Below are 18,290 nucleotides of genomic sequence, written 5' to 3'. Positions count from 1 at the left end.
TGCTTGGCCAGGCCGATGGATGAGCCCAGACGGGACGCTACATCAGACAGTTCGTAAGAGGTGCGGTCCATGTGCGAGATAGAACTGGCGAAGGCCTCGGCCATCAGGTTCAGGCCATTGGCGATATCAGCCACTTCGTCCTTGCTGACGACCGTTACGCGTGCACTCAGATCGCCCTCGCCCAGACGGCGGGTGACGCCAAGCAGGCTGTCGATGGTCAGGCGCAAGGCACGGTAAATGCTGCAGAACGCGTAGAGCAGCAACAAACCCATGATCACACACATGGCAATGACTATTTCGCGCTGCAGCACCAAGGCGTCGTAGCGCGCATTCAATTCATCCTGAAGCGCAGTCTGAATTTCGTCCTGAGCCTTGTAGAGTCCCGAGACAACCCCGTTGCCGCGCGCGCTCAGCGACTGCCCCTGCTGCACCGAAAACTCTGTGCCCTTTATGTACGCGTGCAGGTCGCTGCGAAAGCTGTCCATCGCTGCAGTAGCGGCAGTGATCGGGTCACTGATGCGCGTTGCGAGCTCTGGCGAACGGCGCTTGAGCAGTCGAATACTTTGCTCCAGCTCGGCCCGAAATTGCAGTTCGATCTTCAGCAGGCTCTCGAGCGAGCCGCGCATCGATACACTCAGCCCCTGGCCGGTCATCAAACCTGCCGTGATGCCGCGGATCTGACCGGCAACGTTGATTTCCCGGGGCATACGAATGGTGCTCAGATCAATCAGAAACAGCGAGGCGTAATCTTCGTCCAACACCATGCCCGAGGTAGCCGAGACGTAGTAGATAAAGTTGAGTGTCTGGGCCAGTTGCTCATTCCACTGGGCGAACACGTCATCCTGAGAGAGGCCTGGCTTGATACTGTCCATCAGGGAACGGGCGCTTTCACGCAGGCGCTGTACGCGGTTCTCGGTTTCCAGTTGCTGCCCCTGTCGTGCATCAATATCGGCAAGGTTGGCAAGCGCGGTTTCAAGCTGAGCGCGGTTGCTGATCACATCCTGAGCGGCGGAGGCATCGCCGGCCAGCAGACGGTTGCTGGCCGCGCGCTGCAGCATGGAAAGTCGCAGAACGGGCGTGGTCATTTGCAGGAACTCACGGCCAACGCGCTCTTGCGCGACCGTGTCGATGCTTGCATTCAGACTGTTGAAAACCCGAAGACCGAGAACGATCAACGGGATGACGATAATGATGGCTAAAACGGCAAACTTGGCAGGGAAACGCAGGCGGTTGGTGAGGTAGATACCAGGCGAAAGGATGTTCATAGCATTCTCTTTTTAATTAGGGTGTCCGATCCGGGCGGAAAAGCTCCTTTCTTTGCATCACGGGTAATACGGGCAGCTATGCCGCGCTGAACGAGGTCATCCGTTCAGATGGAGGCATATTGCCATCACTTCAGAGCAATGGCTTTTCAGGAAGTTCAATGGGTGCCATAGCCTGATAGTCCGGCTATCGGCCAGAGCACGTTTAACATGAGGTCATGGGCATCGGGCAAATGAAGAAAGGGAGAGACTTGCGGGTACGAGGCTTGCGGCAGGAATATCCGAATGAGGGTATTCAGGCGGGAAACAAAGGCTCATCTGACGGATCTGGCGACCGTAGACTTTTCAAAGGTAATACCGTCGTGCGGCATCATGACGCACGACGGCAGGCGTCGTATCGAGGTGATTCGAGGGCTTTCAAGCCCTCGCCCACTCCACGTTCGACAGACCGAGCTTTTCAGCCTGAGGCTTGCTCAGCTTGGGTACCGGGTCGGAACGGTACTTGGGGATCGCACCGAACCCGGCATCCACTGAAGCCCAGTGCCAGGCCTCTTTGTTATCCATGGCACCTGCTCGTATGTAGAACGTCTTGTAACTGCCATGCAGCAGGTAATCGATACGGTAGTGTTTTTCATCAGCCATTGTGTTGCTCCTGCTTTGTCGACTTGCAAAACAGATCGCAGCAGTTTCAAAAAATTCAAAATATTAATGCCATAATCTAAATGATGTCATGCTGCCATCTTATGATGTATGTTTATACCTGAACCGAACGGTTTAGTTAGCGATAGAGTTTGTTTATAACTGCACTTTTTACCCTCTTTTCCTGCGTAAAACAGCAACGGCCTCCAGACCCATTCAAACAGGCTTCTTCGCCACTATGAACGAACATTCAGCCACGTAAGGGGAATAATCAAATTCTATTGAACGGTGGTTTTAACACCGCCGGTCCTCTTTAAAAAAGTTAGCAGTAACGATCGCGCTCCTTAGTCTCTCATAACCTGTGACTGCGTTGAATCAAGCCCATGCACATGGGTTGACGCTTCCCGAGAGATCAAAGCCTGAGGATACGACATGTTCATGTATAACAAGCGACTTCAATACACCGTCCGTGTAGCAAGACCCAATCCTGGACTGGCCAACCTTCTGCTTGAGCAGTTCGGCGGGGCTCAGGGTGAACTGGCCGCGGCCGGACGGTATTTCACTCAAGGGCTGAGTGAAGATGATCCAGGCCGTAAAGACCTGCTGATGGATATTGCCACTGAAGAACTAAGCCACCTTGAAATTGTGGGCTCCATTATTGTCATGCTCAATAAGGGTGCCAAAGGCCAATTGGCTGAAGGTATTGAAGAAGAAGGCGAGTTGTATCGCTCTATCAACGGTAACGGCAATGACTCACATATCACCAGCCTGCTGTACGGGTCCGGTGCGCCGTTGACCAACTCTGCCGGCGTGCCTTTTACAGCGGCTTATATTGATACTATCGGTGAACCGACAGCAGACTTCCGTTCCAATATCGCCGCAGAATCCAGAGCCAAAATTGTTTACGAACGCTTGATGAACGTGACCGATGATCCGGGCGTTAAAGAAGCGCTGGGGTTTCTCATGACTCGGGAAATCGCGCACCAGTTGTCTTTTGAAAAAGCCCTCCACGCCATCCAGCCCAACTTCCCACAGGGCAAACTGCCGGGCATGCCGGAATTCACCAACAAGTACTTCAACATGTCCGGCGAACCCAATGTACGCGGTGCGTGGAATCAGGGTGGTGACTGGGAATATGTGGAGTCGCCACAAGCGGCCGTCGATGGCGGCGAAGGCACGGCCTCGGTCACGCTGGATGAAAAGGATACAGAGGTGCTGGAAATGTTGAAGGAGCGGACCCAGTCCGATCCGGCCGCCAATCCGATTACCGGTGCGGATCTGGGTTCTGGCTTTGTCCAGGGCAAAGATGCCTGAAACGGCAACCCTTGTTTTGTTCAGGAGAATGAATCATGAAAAAGCTCAGCTCCCGTCAACCTCTCACGCCTCGCGACGAGTTGGATAGCGCGTTGACCGACAGGGTATTTGTAAAAGGGCTTCGTGCCTTCGAGGCGCAGGCGCTGCTTGCGCGCAGAGGCTTTCAGGTGGTGATGGCAACCAAGGGTTTCGGCGTTGGAACCCTGCTTGAAAGCAGCCTGCCACGGCGCTGATCACACCGATCATCAACGCTACGCGCTCTATCAAACTTGTCCACAGGTCGGCAGACAATCGGCCCGCGTGTGGACAAGTCTCTCTTCGCTGAAAAGGGTAAGAACATGACTCGCACGACCATAGAAGATTTGTTCATTCACGAACTTTCAGACGTTTACAGCGCTGAAAAGCAAATTACCAAAGCACTCCCGCGTCTCGCACGCGCTTCGACCAATCCGCTTCTGGCAGAAGCCTTCAAGGCGCATCTTGAAGAAACCCAAGGTCAGATCGATCGTATCGATGAATTGGTGGAAGGTGCTGGTCTGAAGCTGAAACGCATGAAATGCGCAGCCATGGAAGGTCTGATCGAAGAAAGCAAGGAATTGCTGGAAGAGATCGAAAAAGGCGCAGTACTCGATGCGGCCCTGATCGGGGCATGCCAGAAGGTCGAGCATTATGAGATCGCCAGTTACGGCACACTCATCGCCATGGCCAAACATCTGAATATGAAAGAAGCCGCCGCTCTGCTGAGTGCCACATTGGCAGAAGAAAAAGGCGCGGACGAAAAGCTGACGGCGATCGCTGAACAGGGCGGAACCCAGGCGGCCACTTCGAAAAAGTAATGATGATTTCCAGCGGTACCCACATGACGGTCTACAGGGTGTAGATCCCGTCATGCCGTGTAGTGGATTTACTTTTTGGCAGCATCACCGCCATGCGCAGCAGCGAGTTTTTTCGCGTGCTCCAAATGCTTCTCCAGCGTAGGCAACGTCGCCTTTGCAAAGGCCTTCAGCTCTGGATCCTTGCCGTTCTCGGCCTCTTCCTTGTATAGCTTGATCGCCTGCTCATGTGCGGAGACCTGATTGTTGGCATATGCCTGATCGAACGACTTCTCGCGCATCTCCAGAATCATCGCCTTGGCCTTGTCCATCAGCATAGGGTCTTCGGACACTTCAAGGTTCTTGCTTTTTGCGATGGCAGCCAGCTTCTCATTGGCAGCGGTGTGGTCCGTGACCATCTGCTTTGCAAATTCCTTCACATCTGCAGAGACGCCTTTCTCATCCTGTGCGAGCTTGCCAACCTGAACTTCGGCGATGCCTTTAGCAGAGGCATCTTCCACAAAATCATCAGCGTCCTGAGCAGCAACAGCCATTTGCGAACCTAGCGAAAGTGCCAGGGCAATGGCGCTCATGCGAAAATAATTGTTCATTTTCGGTCATCCTTTTATGGGCTGAATACATCATCGTTATCGATGACATGAACGTTACGACCTGCTTCAAATACCTGCGTTCAGCCTTTTTGATCGGACACGGCATACGCCGATACCACGGTCACCTGTTGCGGATGTAAACCCGGACCGGCAATGCATTTTTTCCGCGCGACCATCGCCCCTTGGAATAAACGCGATCACCACCTATCGGTGCCGGGGAAATTACGCTGAATTTCCCTGTATCGAGGCACTCACTTATCTACGTTGCACAAAAAAACAGAAAGTCCCGAATGACCGCGTCAACGTGATGTTCAACTGCCGAGGTACGATTTTCATGACGTCTCTTCAAGTGATGACCGGCAACGCCGTCGTCAAAACCGTCGTTGAAGAAGCCCGTTCAAAAACCGTCTATCAATCATGGATGAATGAACGTGCTCCCGAACATCAACACGATGCGGTCCTGTTTCTGAATCACTGCCTGGCCCTGGCCGAGCGGGAACACTGCGACCTTCCGAACCAGCCCGAAGCGCTTGAACAGTGGATGGAGCAGAACGTAGGGGTCGTGGCTGATCAATATGCACTCTATCTTGAGCAACGCCGCGCTGGAAAACCGAGACGGTTTTTCAAGAACAAAGCGCACGCGATGTATTTCATTCAGCAGGTCGCACCGACCAAAATGGTCGACGGCGCCTGGCTATACGGATTGCTGCCGCGCTGGGCAGACTACCGCTTTCACGGCCTGATTCGGACCTACCTTGAAGAGCTTGGTGACGGCGAACAAGCACAGAATCATGTCTCGCTGTACCGGAAACTGCTGGCGGATCTGGACTGCGATACGAGCGCGCCACTGGCAGACGATGCCTACCTGCAAGGTGCGATTCAGCTGTCACTGGGGCAATTGAGCGAGCAATACCTTCCCGAAGTCATTGGTTACAACCTGGGCTATGAACAGTTGCCGCTGCACTTGCTCATCACATCATTCGAGCTGAATGAACTGGGCATTGACCCTTACTACTTCACCCTGCATGTGACGATCGATAATGCCAGCACCGGCCATGCGCGCAAGGCTGCGCAGAGTGTCCTTGAGCTGATGCCTGTTGGCCAGGAGCGCGACGAGTTTTATCGTCGTGTCGCCAGTGGTTATCGCCTCAATGAGCTGGGCATGGGTTCAACTCAAGTGATCCAGTCGTTCGACCTGGAGCAGGAAGTGATCGCCATGCTCGAGCGCAAGCGCACGTTCGGGCAGCACATGCATTCCGATTACTGCCGTCTCGACGGCAAGACCGTCAACGAGTGGCTCGCCGAGCCCGACCAGATCCCGGAATTTCTTGCTGTGCTGCAGAACAGAGGCTGGATCAAGCGTCATGAAGACCCTCTGCACAGCCGTTTCTGGAAGCTGTTCGAAGGCGCCGGTGCGCCAATGTTCGGCGTCTTCAACGGTTATGAAAAGCAACTCGTGCACGACTGGATCGCCGGCGACTCACTGTCCGATGGCAGTGCTCAACCCACGGTCGGCAAACGGCTTCCGGAAGCCTTTCGCTCGCGTTTCCGCAACCTGCAAGACGGTGCTCAGCCCTCCCCCGCGCTTGCGGTGCCTGCTTCAGCAGATGCTGACCCGGACGTGCGCGAACTGCACATGAGGCTGGAGTCTGCGGCCGCCTCCGAGAAGATGACTACGTTGATCGAAAGCATGTCGCCAGCAAGACACGCAACGGCTGCCGGTCTACACGCGACGCGTCTGTTTGTGAGCAGCATGGCCGAGCGAATGACGGGAGCGCACGCATGAGTCATGCCCTCCCCGACAGCGCCGCGCTCATTGCCCTGGCGCAGCGCCTTGAGACCAGCGGCTATCGCTTTATCACGCCCACCCCTTTGACCCATCAATACGTCAATCAACGCTCGGGAAATCGTCTTGCCGCGTCGCTACGCGATGTGTTCGGTTGGAGCCGGCTGATACCGGAATCCATGCTGCCGGTCGAAGAGGCTCAAGGCCTGCTGGCTGCCGGTATTCTGGAGCGCAAGGAAGACGGCTTGAAAAGCCGGGTGAGATTTTCCAGCCTGGATGATCTGCTGCTGGTGCATTCGGCGTTTCCTACCGCAGATGAAGACTCGGTATTTTTCGGTCCGGATACCTATCGCTTCGCGCAGTCCATCAATCGTCACCTGCAAGGCACGTCGCACCCGATCAACCGCGCCGTCGACATCGGCTGCGGTACGGGTGCCGGCGCCATGTTGATTGCGGTCGCCCGTCCGCAGGCTCAGGTGCATGCCGTCGACATCAACCCTAAGGCACTGCATTTCGCGCAGACCAATGCCGCGGTCGCCGGGCTGAAGAATATGGAGTGCTGCCACAGCGATATTCTCTCGGGTCTGAGCGGAAACTTCGACCTCATCGTCGCCAACCCGCCTTACATGAAAGACACTAGGCAGCGGGCCTACCGCCACGGTGGTGATGCATTGGGCGCGGACCTGTCCGTGCGCATCCTGCGCGAATCACTGGACCGCCTCACTCCGGGCGGTTCGCTGGTGCTTTACACCGGCGTGGCCATGGTGGGCGAGCACGATCCGTTCTTCGAGGCGGTGCAGGCCGATATCGACCATGCGGCACTGGCATGGACCTACCGTGAACTGGACCCGGATGTCTTCGGCGAAGAGCTGCTTGAAGAGGGCTATGAGGACGTGGACCGTATTGCAGCGGTCGAGTTGGTGGTCACCCGACGCTCTGCATGACCCACCGAAATAGCTTCGATAGTTCATGCTTATAGCGCGCATAAGAACCGAGCATTGGTCAGCCTCTCGGCATCCCGGTGAAACTTGTCACGAGCCGTCGATCAACACCTCACTGTTGATCGATGCAGGCTCGTCGCACACCGAAAAGGACGACGACACATGCCACGCCTGAACAGGATTATCGAAACAGCCCTCTACGTAGAAGATCTGGCGAACGCCAGGGAATTCTATTCCGACACCCTTGAACTGGAAGTGATGTTCGAAAGCGCGACATTGGTGGCGTTCAACGTCGGAGGTGTGAGCACCCTGCTGCTGTTCAAGCGCGGCGCTTCACTGCAGACGCAGTACCTGAGCGGCGGAGAGATACCGCCCCACGATGCCCAGGGCCGGATTCACGTGTGCTTCGCCATCAATGCCGACGAGATGAAACTCTGGGCTGATCGCCTTGCCAGAGCCAGCGTCGCCATAGAGGGCCGCACAGAATGGCCCAAGGGCGGATCGAGCATCTATTTCCGCGACCCTGACGAAAATCTCGTCGAACTCCTCACGCCCGGCTGCTGGGCGATTTATTGAATCGTCAAGGTCACACGTTGCGCTGCAAAGGTGGGTCGATAAAGCGGGGCAATCGAATGTTGATACGCGGGTGTGCTGCGCCTAAAATGTTATGTTATAACAATTGAGCATTTTTAACTCAGCCTCTTCCAGCGATCTTCCCACGCCATGATCAACCCTGTTTTCCAATTCCTCCCCGTAACTACCAGACACGCCATGCAGGCCGGTCAGCACATTCGGCAATGGATACAGGTTGAGCCGCCCTCGCTGCACGTCATTATAGGCCCGCGTGTTTGATGCTGGCGCTGGAACGCCTCGCGTGGGCACCGGAACAGACGTCAGTCTGCACGCACGAACACTTTGCCTTGAAGGATATCGACCTGCAGATCGCCGCAGGCGAGTTCGTCGGCCTGATCGGGCCCAACGGCAGCGGCAAAACCAGCCTGCTGCGTTGCGCATTCCGCTACAGCCGCCCGCACAGCGGCAAGGTCGCAATCAATGCTCGCGATATCTGGTCCTGCAGCCCGCGCTGGTGCGCCCGGCATGTGGCGGTGGTTGCCCAGGAGTTTCCCGATTCATTCGGCCTGACGCTGCTGGATGTGGCAAACATGGGTCGCGCTCCCCATCAGGGATTCTTTGCCGCAGACAGTGACCACGACCGCGCGATTGTGCAAAACGCGCTGAACGCCGTCGGGCTGGCGGGCTATGAGCAGCATCGGTTCGACACGCTCTCCGGTGGCGAAAAGCAGCGTTGTCTGCTGGCAAGGGCGCTGGTGCAAGAACCCCGATTGATGGTGCTGGACGAGCCCACCAACCACCTCGACCCGCGCCATCAACTGGAATTGCTCGGGCTGGTCAAACAGCTCGGCATGGCCACGCTGGCCAGTATCCATGACCTGAACCTGGCGGCGGCATTCTGTGATCGCCTGTGTGTCATTCATCACGGCCGGCTCATTGCGCAAGGCACGCCGCGGGAGGTGCTGACCCCGGAAATGCTGCTCAGTGTGTTCGGCGCCAAGGCGCTGGTCGACAGCCACCCTCTGCGTGACTACCCACGCATCACCTGGATACCCTGACATGAACTGCCTGTCCGCCCGCCTGGCATTGGCAACGCTGCTATGCAGCCCGATGGTGCATGCCGCCTACCCCGTCACCGTGCAAAGCTGCGACCGCTCAGTGACGTTCACGGCTGCGCCGCAGCGTGCCGTCAGCAACGATGTGAACCTCACCAAAATGATGGTTGCCCTGGGTTTGCAATCGCACATGGTCGGCTACACCGGCATCACCGGCTGGAACAAGCCCGATCAGGCGCTCTTACGCGACCTGGGCAAACTGCCCGAGCTGTCCAGTAAATATCCGTCTCTGGAAACGCTGCTCAATGCCAACGCCGACTTCTATTTTGCCGGCTGGAACTATGGCATGCGCGTGGGTGGCGATGTCACGCCGCAAAGTCTCGCCCCGCTGGGCATCAAGGCCTATGAACTGACCGAATCCTGCGCCCAGATAATGCCCCGCACCGAAGCGACGCTGGAGGACGTCTACAACGACCTGCTCAATCTGGGCCGGATATTCGACGTGCAGACCCGGGCCGAAACACTGGTCGCGCAGATGCGCCGCAGCGTGACCGACGTCGAGAAAAGCGTGGCAGGCAAATCGCCGCCCAGGGTATTTCTTTATGACAGCGGCGAAGACCGGCCGATGACCGCCGGGCGCCTGGCGATTCCTCAGGCGTTGATCAGCGCTGCAGGCGGCCGCAATGTCATGGGCGACGTCGCAGCCAGCTGGACCCACGTCAACTGGGAGTCGGTCGTGCAAAGCAATCCCGAGGTGATCGTGATCGTTGACTATGGCGAAGTCAGCGCTGCGCAGAAACAGCATTTCCTTGAAAGCAATCCGGCACTGCAATCCGTGGACGCGATCCGCAACCGACGTTATGTCGTGCTGCCCTATGTGGCGGTGACGCCCGGCATCGACAATGTCACGGCCATCGAGACGCTTGCAGCGGCATTTCATGACGTGAAGCGATGACGCTGGCGCAGTGGCTGACTGAACGGCCGCGTCGTTATCTGGGCCTGTTGATCGCTCTGACGCTTTTGCTGTTGGCGTCGTGCCTGGTGTGCATCACCTTCGGCGCGGCCCCTGTGCCCTTGAGCCGGGTGATGGCTATCCTGATGTTCAAAGTCTCAGGTTCTGCCGAACATCCACCGCTCTGGACCGCGGGTCAGGAAACCATCGTCTGGCTGATACGTACGCCCCGCGTATTGCTGGGTGCGCTGGCAGGCGCTGGACTGGCGCTGATTGGCTGCGTTCTGCAAGCCGCGACCCGCAATCCGCTGGCCGATCCGCATTTGCTGGGAGCGACCTCGGGCGCCACGCTTGGCGCAGTGATCGTGGTCATGCACGCGGGCGAAGTGTTTGGCACGCTGACATTGCCACTGGCCGCCTTTGTCGGCTCGCTGGTCAGCCTGTGCCTGGTGCTGTGGCTTGCCATTCACCAAGGCAGGCTGGACAGCCAGCGCCTGCTGCTCGGCGGCGTGGCCGTGTCCTTCGTGATGATGGCAATCGCCAACTTGTCATTGTTTCTGGGCGACCACCGCGCCAGTTCCTCCGTGCTGTTCTGGATGCTCGGCGGGCTGGGTCTGGCCCGCTGGGAGTTGCTTGCTGTGCCGTTTATCACGGTGCTGTGCGGTTGGGTCCTGCTGCAAGGGCTGGGTCGCTCACTGAACGCGCTGATGGGCGGCGACCAGACCGCCGTGAGCCTTGGCCTGCAAGTGCGCAACGTGCGCCTGCTGGTTTTTCTGATCGCCTCACTGATGACCGGCGTACTGGTTGCCCTGTGCGGCTCCATCGGTTTTGTCGGCCTGATGGTGCCGCACATGGCCAGACGTCTGGTGGGCTCGGAGCATCGACGATTGTTGCCTGTCGCCACCCTTCTGGGCGCATTGTTGATGGTCTGGGTGGACGTCATCTCCCGCACGCTGATCGCCCCCGAAGACCTGCCGATAGGCATAACCACCGCCTTGTTAGGAGGGATTTTTTTCATTTTCATGATGAAGCGCGGTCAGTGATNCGGCGGGCAAACAGGACTGCCCGCCGCCCTTCCTGCTACATGACAAACTCGTGTCATCGTTTCTTAACACCTTTATGACATTTATTTTGCGCTGGTCATTTCAGGCTGCCGAGGCACCTGAAGACAAACTGGCTCATCCATTCATGTCATGAGGCGGAAGGAGCGACACTTGAAAGTGACAGTGTTCGGAACCGGTTATGTGGGGCTTACCCTTGCCGCCTGTCTGGCTGAGGTAGGTCATACCGTTTGTTGCATGGATGTCGACAGCAAACGCATCGACGCGCTGCGCGATGGTATATGTCCGATATTCGAGCCCGGTCTTGGCGAACTTCTGCGCAACGGCCTGGACTGCAAGAGACTCAGTTTCACAACCGATGAAGTACACGCCAGTCGCTTTGCAGAGTTGGTATTCATCGCAGTCGGTACGCCAGCGCAAGCCGATGGCAAGGCGGACCTGAGCCAAGTGTTTGCCGTACTGGGTTCGGTAATCAGACACGCCGAAAGTGCCCGGATCATTGTCAACAAGTCGACCTCGCCAGTGGGCACCGTTGACCGCCTGCTCGCTGAGATCGCTGCCAGTCCGCGACGTGATGACGGCTTTGAAGTGATCAGCAACCCCGAGTTTTTCAAGGAAGGCTGCGCGGTCAGTGATTGCCTGCGTCCGGATCGCATTATCGTCGGCGGCGCCAGCCCGCGGGCACTGGAGCAGATGCGCGAGTTGTATCAGCCCTTCAGTCGCAACCGCGAAAAGTTTGTGGTCATGGATGCGCGCAGCGCAGAGCTGTCCAAATACGCTGCCAACTGCCTGCTGGCGACCAAGATTTCGTTCATCAACGAGATGGCCAACCTGGCTGAACAAGTAGGTGCCGACATAGAACAGGTGCGGCTAGGCATCGGCTCCGACCCGCGCATTGGCTATGACTTCATCTACCCGGGCTGCGGTTTCGGTGGCTCATGCTTTCCCAAGGACTTGCAGGCGCTGATCGGCACAGCCAGCGAGCACGGCGTGGAAACGGCGTTGCTCAACGCCGTGGAACAGGTCAATCGCCGCCAGAAGCACCGTCTGTTTGAAAATATCCACACGCATTATCGCGGTGATCTCAGGGGCAAGGTGTTCGCCGTCTGGGGACTGGCTTTCAAGCCCAATACCGATGACATTCGCGAGGCCTCCAGCCATACCCTGCTCAAAGCACTCTGGGCAGCCGGTGCCAGGGTTCAAGCACACGACCCTCAGGCGATAGAAGCGGTCAGGCATCATTACGGCGAGCGAAACGACCTGCAACTGGTGCACTGCAAGCAAGATGCCCTGGAAGGCGCAGACGCTTTGGTGGTGGTGACCGAATGGCAGGACTACCGGGTGCTGGATCTGGACCGGCTCGGCGAAAAGCTCGGTGATCGCGTGGTGTTCGATGGCCGCAACCTGTTCGATCCGTCGCAACTGCATGAGGCGGGCTTTACCTACTACGGCATTGGTCGTGGCCGGGCGGCTCAACCATGACGGTACTGGTGACAGGTGCTGCCGGATTCATCGGGTTTCATGTCGCCAAGCGTCTGTGCGAGCTCGGCGTAGAGGTCGTCGGCATCGACAACCTCAACGATTACTACAGCGTCGAGCTCAAGCAATCGCGCCTGGCCATCCTCCAGCGCCTGCCAGGGTTCACGTTCCACAGGCTGGACATCACCGATGCCGAAGGTCTGTCCGCGCTCTTCGCGCAAAACGCCTTCGAACAGGTCATTCATCTGGCGGCTCAGGCCGGTGTGCGTTACTCGCTTGAACAGCCAAATGTTTACGCCCAATCCAATCTGGTCGGCTTTATCAACGTGCTCGAGGCCTGTCGGCAGCATCAACCGGCGCACCTGATCTACGCGTCGAGCAGCTCAGTCTACGGCGCCAATACGCGCATGCCGTTTCAGATTGAGGATGCCGTCAACCGGCCGCTGTCCCTGTATGCCGCCACCAAGCGCGCCAACGAACTCACTGCCTACAGCTATTGCCACTTGTACGGCCTGCGCGCCACAGGGCTACGCTTTTTCACCGTCTACGGACCCTGGGGCCGGCCGGACATGGCGCTGTTCAAGTTCACAAAAGCCATGCTGGCCGGGCAGCCTGTGGATATCTACAACCACGGCGAAATGGCGCGCGACTTCACCTACATCGACGACATTGTCGAAAGCATCCTGCGCCTGCGCCTGCTGCCGCCCGACACGGTTGGCAGCGAGCCGCCCCATCAACTCTTCAATATCGGCCGGGGCCAACCCGTCAAGCTGCTGGAGTTCGTCGACTGCCTGGAGGCCGCGCTAGGCCTGCGTGCCGAACGACGCTACCTGCCCTTGCAAGCGGGCGACGTGCTGCAAACCTGGGCTGACGTCAGTGCGCTGAGCCAATGGATCGACTTTCAACCACAGGTCTCGGTCGACACCGGCGTCAGGGCCTTCGTCGACTGGTATCGGGAGCACTACCAGGCCCGGCTCCGTGTGCCACTTCAATAACAAGGACTTCCATGACCACGCCCACTTTTCTATCCGTCGTGATCCCGGCCAAAAACGAAGCCGATAACCTGCCCAGCCTGATCAAAGAGATTTGCACAGCGCTGGACGGAGAACGCTACGAGATACTGGTCGTTGACGACGGCAGCACAGACGACACCTTGAAAGTGCTGACGCACCTCAAGGACAGCGGGCTGACCGTGTTGCGGATCCTGCGCCACGAGCGATCACTTGGGCAGAGTACCTCGGTCTATCACGCGGCACTGGCGGCCAACGGCACCTGGCTGGCGACCCTGGACGGTGACGGTCAGAACGACCCGGCGGATATTCCCGGGATGTTGGCGCTGGTACGCGCTCACGCAAACGGCTCCGGGGCGATACAGCTGGTGGCCGGCCACCGAGTGAATCGGCGCGATACCGCCAGCAAACGCTGGGCCTCGCGCTTCGCAAACGGCCTGCGCAGCCGGCTTCTCAAAGACTCGACTCCAGACACCGGGTGCGGCCTGAAACTGATCGAGCGGGCCGCGTTTCTGCGCCTGCCGTACTTCGACCATATGCACCGGTTCATTCCAGCACTGATTCAGCGACATAACGGCCGTATGGTCACGCATCCCGTCAACCACCGCCATCGCCAGGCCGGCGTGTCCAAGTACGGCAACCTGGACCGCGCGCTGGTGGGCATTCTTGATCTGGTCGGCGTCTGGTGGCTGATCCGCCGGACTCGGCTGGATGTTCAGGCACAGGAACTGCGGCCATGAAGCCGGACAACGAGACCTTCTGGCTGATCCTCGGCTTTGTCGGGCAGGCCGTATTTACCGGCCGCTTTGTCCTGCAATGGCTGTACAGCGAATTCAAGAAGCGCAGCATCATCCCGGTGGGCTTCTGGTATCTGAGCATGCTGGGCAGCACGATCCTGCTGGCCTATGCCATTTACCGACAGGACCCGGTCTTCATCGCCGGCCAGGCCTTTGGTCTGCTGGTGTACATGCGCAACCTGCAGCTGATCAGCCGACAGGCCAAGACACCTGAGGAGCAATGACGGTGCGAACTCACCTTTCGCCTCGCCTTGAGGGATGGCTACTGGTCGCGCTGGCCGTTTTACTGGTCGGGGGCGGCTTGGGCGTGCGTCTGCCGCAGAACGTGGATGAAGAGCGTTTTCTCGGCGTTGCCCTGGAAATGCTGCAGAACGGCTCATGGTTCGTCCCGCACCGGGCCGCGGAGATCTATGCCGACAAACCGCCGCTGTTCATGTGGGCGACGGCATTCTTCATTTGGCTGACGGGCAGCCCGAACATCGCGCTGTACCTGCCTGGGCTGCTCTCTGCAGGCGCGACCACCGCAGTCCTCTACGATCTGGGCAGCCGCCTGTGGAACCGGCGCATCGGTCGGTACGCCGCCTTGTTATTCCTGGCGACCTATCAAACCTACAGCATCCTGCGCACCGGACAGATCGACAGTTTTCTGTGCCTGTGGATTGCGCTGGGCTTCTACGGCCTGGTTCGCCACGTGTTACTCGGACCGGCCTGGGGCTGGTTCTATTTCAGCTGTGCGGCGATGGGCCTGGGCATTATCACCAAGGGCGTCGGTTTTGTTCCCGCCTTGATGTTGATCCCTTACGCCTATGCCGCGCGTAAAGGTTGGCACGGTGTGGTGGCGATGCCAGGACAGGCCGCGCGCTGGGCGCTGGGGCTGCTGGCGTTATTGCTGGCCTGCTGCCTGTGGCTGGTGCCGATGATTATCTCGGTCGTGCGTGACGGCGGCCCGGAAGGGTTCGCCTATGTGCAGGAAATACTCTTGCACCAGACAGCCAATCGATACGCCAGCGCCTGGGATCATCGCGAGCCCTTCTGGTATTTCTTCGTCAAAGTCATCCCGCAGTATTGGCTGCCGCTGGTGTTGGTGCTGCCCTGGCTGATCCCGCCCTGGCGCCGACAGTTGAGCAAGCGCGATGGCCGGGTTCTGGTACTGCTCGGCTGGGTGTTGCTGGTGCTGCTGTTCTTCAGCCTCTCCAGTGGCAAACGCAAGATCTACATCTTTCCAGCGCTGCCCGGCCTGGTACTGGTGGCTGCCCCCTTGCTGCCCTGGTTGTTGAAACGCTGGTTCCACGACCGCGTCAGGGCTCGGCGAATTGTCCCGGCGGTGGTGGTTATCTGGCTTGGTCTGTGGTTCGCCAGAGGGTTCGTCGAACCCGTCATAGAGGGCCAAAACCCACACAAGGAACTGATGGAACAGGCCGCTTATGTCACGCAAGGTGCCGATCTGGTGCTGGTCAACTGGCGCGAGGGGCACTGGCTCTATGCACGCCAACCCATTGTGCATTTCGGTTTTGCCAAGCCGTCGGCAACCGAACAGGCTGCCCGTTGGCTAAGAGAACACCCCGACACCTTTGCGCTGGTGCCAGGAGAGCAACTGGCCAATTGCTTCTTGCCGGAAAAAGCCCGGCCGCTGGGCCAGACCTCCAGAGCTGACTGGTTCATCGTCGATGCCGATGCAGACAACGGCCGGTGTAAACCGGAAAGTCCTATGCAGGCCTATCGCTTCGCGTGGCAGCAAAATGTTGATTAATCGCCCGCCCAGCCGCCCAACACGCGGGAGTGCCTGACGCCATGCAGCTGGAAACGATAAAGGCAAAGCGCCTGACGTGGTCGAACGTCGCACGAAGGCAGGTATCACTCGCACAACTCGTGCTGAGTGCAGGTGCTCTCGGGCTGCTGATCCTGGCCTATGCCGTGTCGACACACTTTCAGGTCCACCAACAGCTGTACCAGTACGGTCGCACCTGGTTAAAGGGCAATACGGCAGCCGACAAGAATATCTGGCTGCCGGATTTCCATGTGGTTATCGACGCCAAACCACTTGCCCCGGACGTCGCCAATATCTCCGGGATCACCTACGACTACGACAATGACCGACTGCTGGCAGTGACCAATAAAGGCCCCATGCAGCTGCTGGCACTGGACGTGAACGGCGACATAATCGCCCGCTACCCATTGATCGGTTTCGACGACACCGAAGGTGTGGCTTATCTGGGTAACGGACGCATCGTGCTGTGCGATGAAGATCTCCAGCAACTGGACATCATCACGTTGCCGACGCAGGCACGCCCCATCCACGTCGAGGAAGCTCAGTTCATTGCACTACTGATCAACCCCAGTATTCATAACAAGGGATTCGAAGGCGTGACCTATGATCCCGCCAACGACCGCCTGTTCGCGATCAAGGAACGCGATCCACGGCAGATGTTCGAAGTTTCCGGCGTCCTGCACTCCATCGATCAGGGCCGCTTGCAGATCAAAGTTGCCGACCGGCTGGACTGGATCACGAAAAGTGTCGCTGCACGCGACCTTTCAGACGGCTACTACGACCCGCGAACCGGCCATTTACTGCTGCTCAGCGACCAGTCGCACTCGATCACGGAACTGGACAGCAAGGGACGATTCGTCAGCATTCGATCCCTGCTGGCTACCTTCTCCGACCTCAAGCACAGCGCCCCCCAACCCGAAGGCCTGACCATGGATCGCGCAGGCAACCTGTACGTCGTGAGTGAGCCGAATCTGTTTTACAAGTTTTCGAAAGTGCCGGAATAGGTAGTGAAGAAACCTGGTCTTGAGGATGACTTTCGGGGAGTGGGGGTAGGGTCTTTTTCGGGAGAGCTAATGGAATTCGGAAAAATATGCCAGTTGCTCAGGACGTGAGCCGTGACAGATCGGGTTTCGCGATAGTTGCCATGATGAAATGCTCCTGATTGTCACTCGATTCAAAGTTAATCACAGTAAATAATCTAGCATCCTCAAGCGCGCTGTCAGGTCGAGCCTATTCCTAGGCCTAGTCGATAACCGACCCGATAGAATCCACAGCTTTTATTAGAGGGTATCGACACAGTATCAGGCGAGTGACTGCCTTGCTTCTGCAATGAAACCTCAAGGAGATGAGTGCAATGTCGCGTAAAGTTTTTGTAGCCGGCGCATCCGGTGTAATCGGCAGAGCCCTGCTCAAGCTCTTGGTGGGTGCGGACTACAGCGTATATGGCGCTACCCGTCGCGCCGAAAAGTGAAGGACATTGAGGCCACAGGTGCTACGGCAGTAGTGGTCGATGTCTATGACGCCGAGCGTTTAAACGAAGAGTTGGTCCGCATCCAGCCATGGGCCGTTATTCATCAACTGACAGATCTGCCTCGTGGCCTAAGTCCCGAATTGATGGCAAAAGCGGTCGAGAACAACGCACGTATCCGTACAGAAGGAACGCGTAATCTGGTAGCCGCCGCTCGAGCTGCTGGCGCTACCCGTCTGATCGCTCAAAGCATCGCCTGGGCCTACCGTCCAGGCGACACCCCTTATCTGGAAACATGTCCTCTGGACGTGGAGGCACACGGCAGCCGTGGCATCAGTGTGGGGGGTGTGGCGGCCTTGGAACAGCAAGTGCTCAGCGAGCCTGCATTGAACGGAACCGTCTTGCGCTATGGCCAGTTATACGGGCCCGGCACTGGCACTGACGAGCCGACAGGCACCAGCCCTGTGCATGTAGAAGCCGCTGCACGCGCCGCACTGCTGGCGTTGCAAACAGAGCAAAGTGGTATTTTCAATATCACTCAGGACAGCCCGACCGTCAGCAACGAAAAAGCCAAGCGCATACTGGGGTGGTCTCCTTCCGTGGAGGCTTGACGTCCCAACGCAGCTACTCCGTACGAAGGAGTGACGACGTTAGGATTATTTTGGATAAATCTGAGTCTGCTCTAAGTTACCGAAACTGGCTGCCCGAAATATAGTTTGACACATTGCCCCCCTAGATCCGCGGGGTTCAGTATCATTGATG

Annotated in this window: 17 protein-coding genes and 2 pseudogenes; 16 read left to right on the top strand and 3 right to left on the bottom strand. The window is 57.8% G+C overall.

The genetic code is table 11. The annotated features are described in order from the left end of the window. Positions 1-104 precede the first annotated feature (104 nt). Positions 105-272 (bottom strand): annotated as a pseudogene (locus tag AO388_RS30265) (HAMP domain-containing protein); the annotation flags it as partial. A gap of 1,407 nt (positions 273-1,679) precedes the next feature. Continuing rightward, the gene (locus AO388_RS10640; RefSeq protein ID WP_003316018.1) at positions 1,680-1,904 is read right to left on the bottom strand and encodes a DUF6555 family protein; all 225 of its coding nucleotides are present in this window, start codon (positions 1,902-1,904) and stop codon (positions 1,680-1,682) included. Positions 1,905-2,333: 429 nt separating this feature from the next. Here AO388_RS10640 and AO388_RS10635 point away from each other — a divergent pair, with 429 nt between their 5' ends. The 3 genes from AO388_RS10635 (at position 2,334) to AO388_RS10625 (ending at position 4,051) form a co-directional block, all read left to right on the top strand. After that, on the top strand, positions 2,334-3,215 hold the full coding sequence (locus AO388_RS10635; protein WP_003367889.1) for a manganese catalase family protein: 882 nt from the start codon (positions 2,334-2,336) through the stop codon (positions 3,213-3,215). Positions 3,216-3,250: 35 nt separating this feature from the next. Continuing rightward, complete coding sequence (locus AO388_RS10630; RefSeq protein ID WP_058416434.1) at positions 3,251-3,448, top strand: hypothetical protein; 198 nt, start codon at positions 3,251-3,253, stop codon at positions 3,446-3,448. Between the two features lie 105 nt (positions 3,449-3,553). Beyond that, positions 3,554-4,051 carry a YciE/YciF ferroxidase family protein gene (locus AO388_RS10625; protein WP_003367887.1) on the top strand — a complete coding sequence of 166 codons (498 nt, stop codon included), beginning with the start codon at positions 3,554-3,556 and terminating at the stop codon, positions 4,049-4,051. A 68-nt stretch (positions 4,052-4,119) separates the two neighbouring features. On the opposite strand, the gene AO388_RS10620 is transcribed toward AO388_RS10625, so the two are convergent. Next, a complete protein-coding gene (locus AO388_RS10620; protein ID WP_003367886.1) occupies positions 4,120-4,638 on the bottom strand; it encodes a DUF4142 domain-containing protein in 519 nt (172 codons plus the stop codon). A 334-nt stretch (positions 4,639-4,972) separates the two neighbouring features. Between AO388_RS10620 and AO388_RS10615 the strand changes: the two genes are divergently transcribed. The 13 genes and pseudogenes from AO388_RS10615 (at position 4,973) to AO388_RS10555 (ending at position 18,139) form a co-directional block, all read left to right on the top strand. Further along, on the top strand, positions 4,973-6,424 hold the full coding sequence (locus AO388_RS10615; protein ID WP_058416455.1) for an iron-containing redox enzyme family protein: 1,452 nt from the start codon (positions 4,973-4,975) through the stop codon (positions 6,422-6,424). Beyond that, positions 6,421-7,368: a methyltransferase gene (locus AO388_RS10610; protein ID WP_058416433.1), complete on the top strand. Its 948-nt coding sequence runs from the start codon at positions 6,421-6,423 to the stop codon at positions 7,366-7,368. Before AO388_RS10615 ends, AO388_RS10610 begins: the two co-directional genes overlap by 4 nt. 159 nt (positions 7,369-7,527) lie before the next feature. Then, entirely contained in the window at positions 7,528-7,941 is a 414-nt protein-coding gene (locus tag AO388_RS10605; protein ID WP_058416432.1) for a VOC family protein, read from the top strand. Positions 7,942-8,216: 275 nt separating this feature from the next. Continuing rightward, positions 8,217-8,996 carry an ABC transporter ATP-binding protein gene (locus AO388_RS10600; protein ID WP_044310272.1) on the top strand — a complete coding sequence of 260 codons (780 nt, stop codon included), beginning with the start codon at positions 8,217-8,219 and terminating at the stop codon, positions 8,994-8,996. Between the two features lies 1 nt (position 8,997). Continuing rightward, positions 8,998-9,948 (top strand): ABC transporter substrate-binding protein, encoded by a 951-nt coding sequence (locus AO388_RS10595; protein ID WP_058416431.1) that lies wholly within the window; start codon positions 8,998-9,000, stop codon positions 9,946-9,948. Beyond that, complete coding sequence (locus AO388_RS10590; RefSeq protein WP_058398181.1) at positions 9,945-10,988, top strand: FecCD family ABC transporter permease; 1,044 nt, start codon at positions 9,945-9,947, stop codon at positions 10,986-10,988. Before AO388_RS10595 ends, AO388_RS10590 begins: the two co-directional genes overlap by 4 nt. Before the next feature lie 171 nt (positions 10,989-11,159). Next, the gene (locus AO388_RS10585; protein ID WP_058416430.1) at positions 11,160-12,488 is read left to right on the top strand and encodes a UDP-glucose dehydrogenase family protein; all 1,329 of its coding nucleotides are present in this window, start codon (positions 11,160-11,162) and stop codon (positions 12,486-12,488) included. After that, the gene (locus tag AO388_RS10580) at positions 12,485-13,480 is read left to right on the top strand and encodes an NAD-dependent epimerase (protein ID WP_058416429.1); all 996 of its coding nucleotides are present in this window, start codon (positions 12,485-12,487) and stop codon (positions 13,478-13,480) included. Before AO388_RS10585 ends, AO388_RS10580 begins: the two co-directional genes overlap by 4 nt. A gap of 11 nt (positions 13,481-13,491) precedes the next feature. Continuing rightward, complete coding sequence (locus tag AO388_RS10575; protein ID WP_003432750.1) at positions 13,492-14,235, top strand: glycosyltransferase family 2 protein; 744 nt, start codon at positions 13,492-13,494, stop codon at positions 14,233-14,235. Further along, on the top strand, positions 14,232-14,516 hold the full coding sequence (locus AO388_RS10570) for a lipid-A-disaccharide synthase N-terminal domain-containing protein (RefSeq protein ID WP_003367870.1): 285 nt from the start codon (positions 14,232-14,234) through the stop codon (positions 14,514-14,516). Before AO388_RS10575 ends, AO388_RS10570 begins: the two co-directional genes overlap by 4 nt. Next, positions 14,513-16,042 (top strand): ArnT family glycosyltransferase, encoded by a 1,530-nt coding sequence (locus AO388_RS10565; RefSeq protein WP_058416428.1) that lies wholly within the window; start codon positions 14,513-14,515, stop codon positions 16,040-16,042. Before AO388_RS10570 ends, AO388_RS10565 begins: the two co-directional genes overlap by 4 nt. A gap of 41 nt (positions 16,043-16,083) precedes the next feature. After that, positions 16,084-17,064, top strand: a complete 981-nt coding sequence (locus AO388_RS10560) for an SdiA-regulated domain-containing protein (protein WP_058416427.1) — start codon at positions 16,084-16,086, stop codon at positions 17,062-17,064. A 350-nt stretch (positions 17,065-17,414) separates the two neighbouring features. Then, positions 17,415-18,139 (top strand): annotated as a pseudogene (locus AO388_RS10555) (NAD-dependent epimerase/dehydratase family protein). The last annotated feature ends 151 nt before the right edge of the window (positions 18,140-18,290 follow it).

Origin of the sequence: Pseudomonas sp. ICMP 10191, assembly GCF_001467335.1 — a bacterium.
Taxonomy (GTDB): Bacteria; Pseudomonadota; Gammaproteobacteria; order Pseudomonadales; family Pseudomonadaceae; genus Aquipseudomonas; species Aquipseudomonas cerasi.
This window is presented reverse-complemented; position numbering and strand designations above follow the sequence as displayed.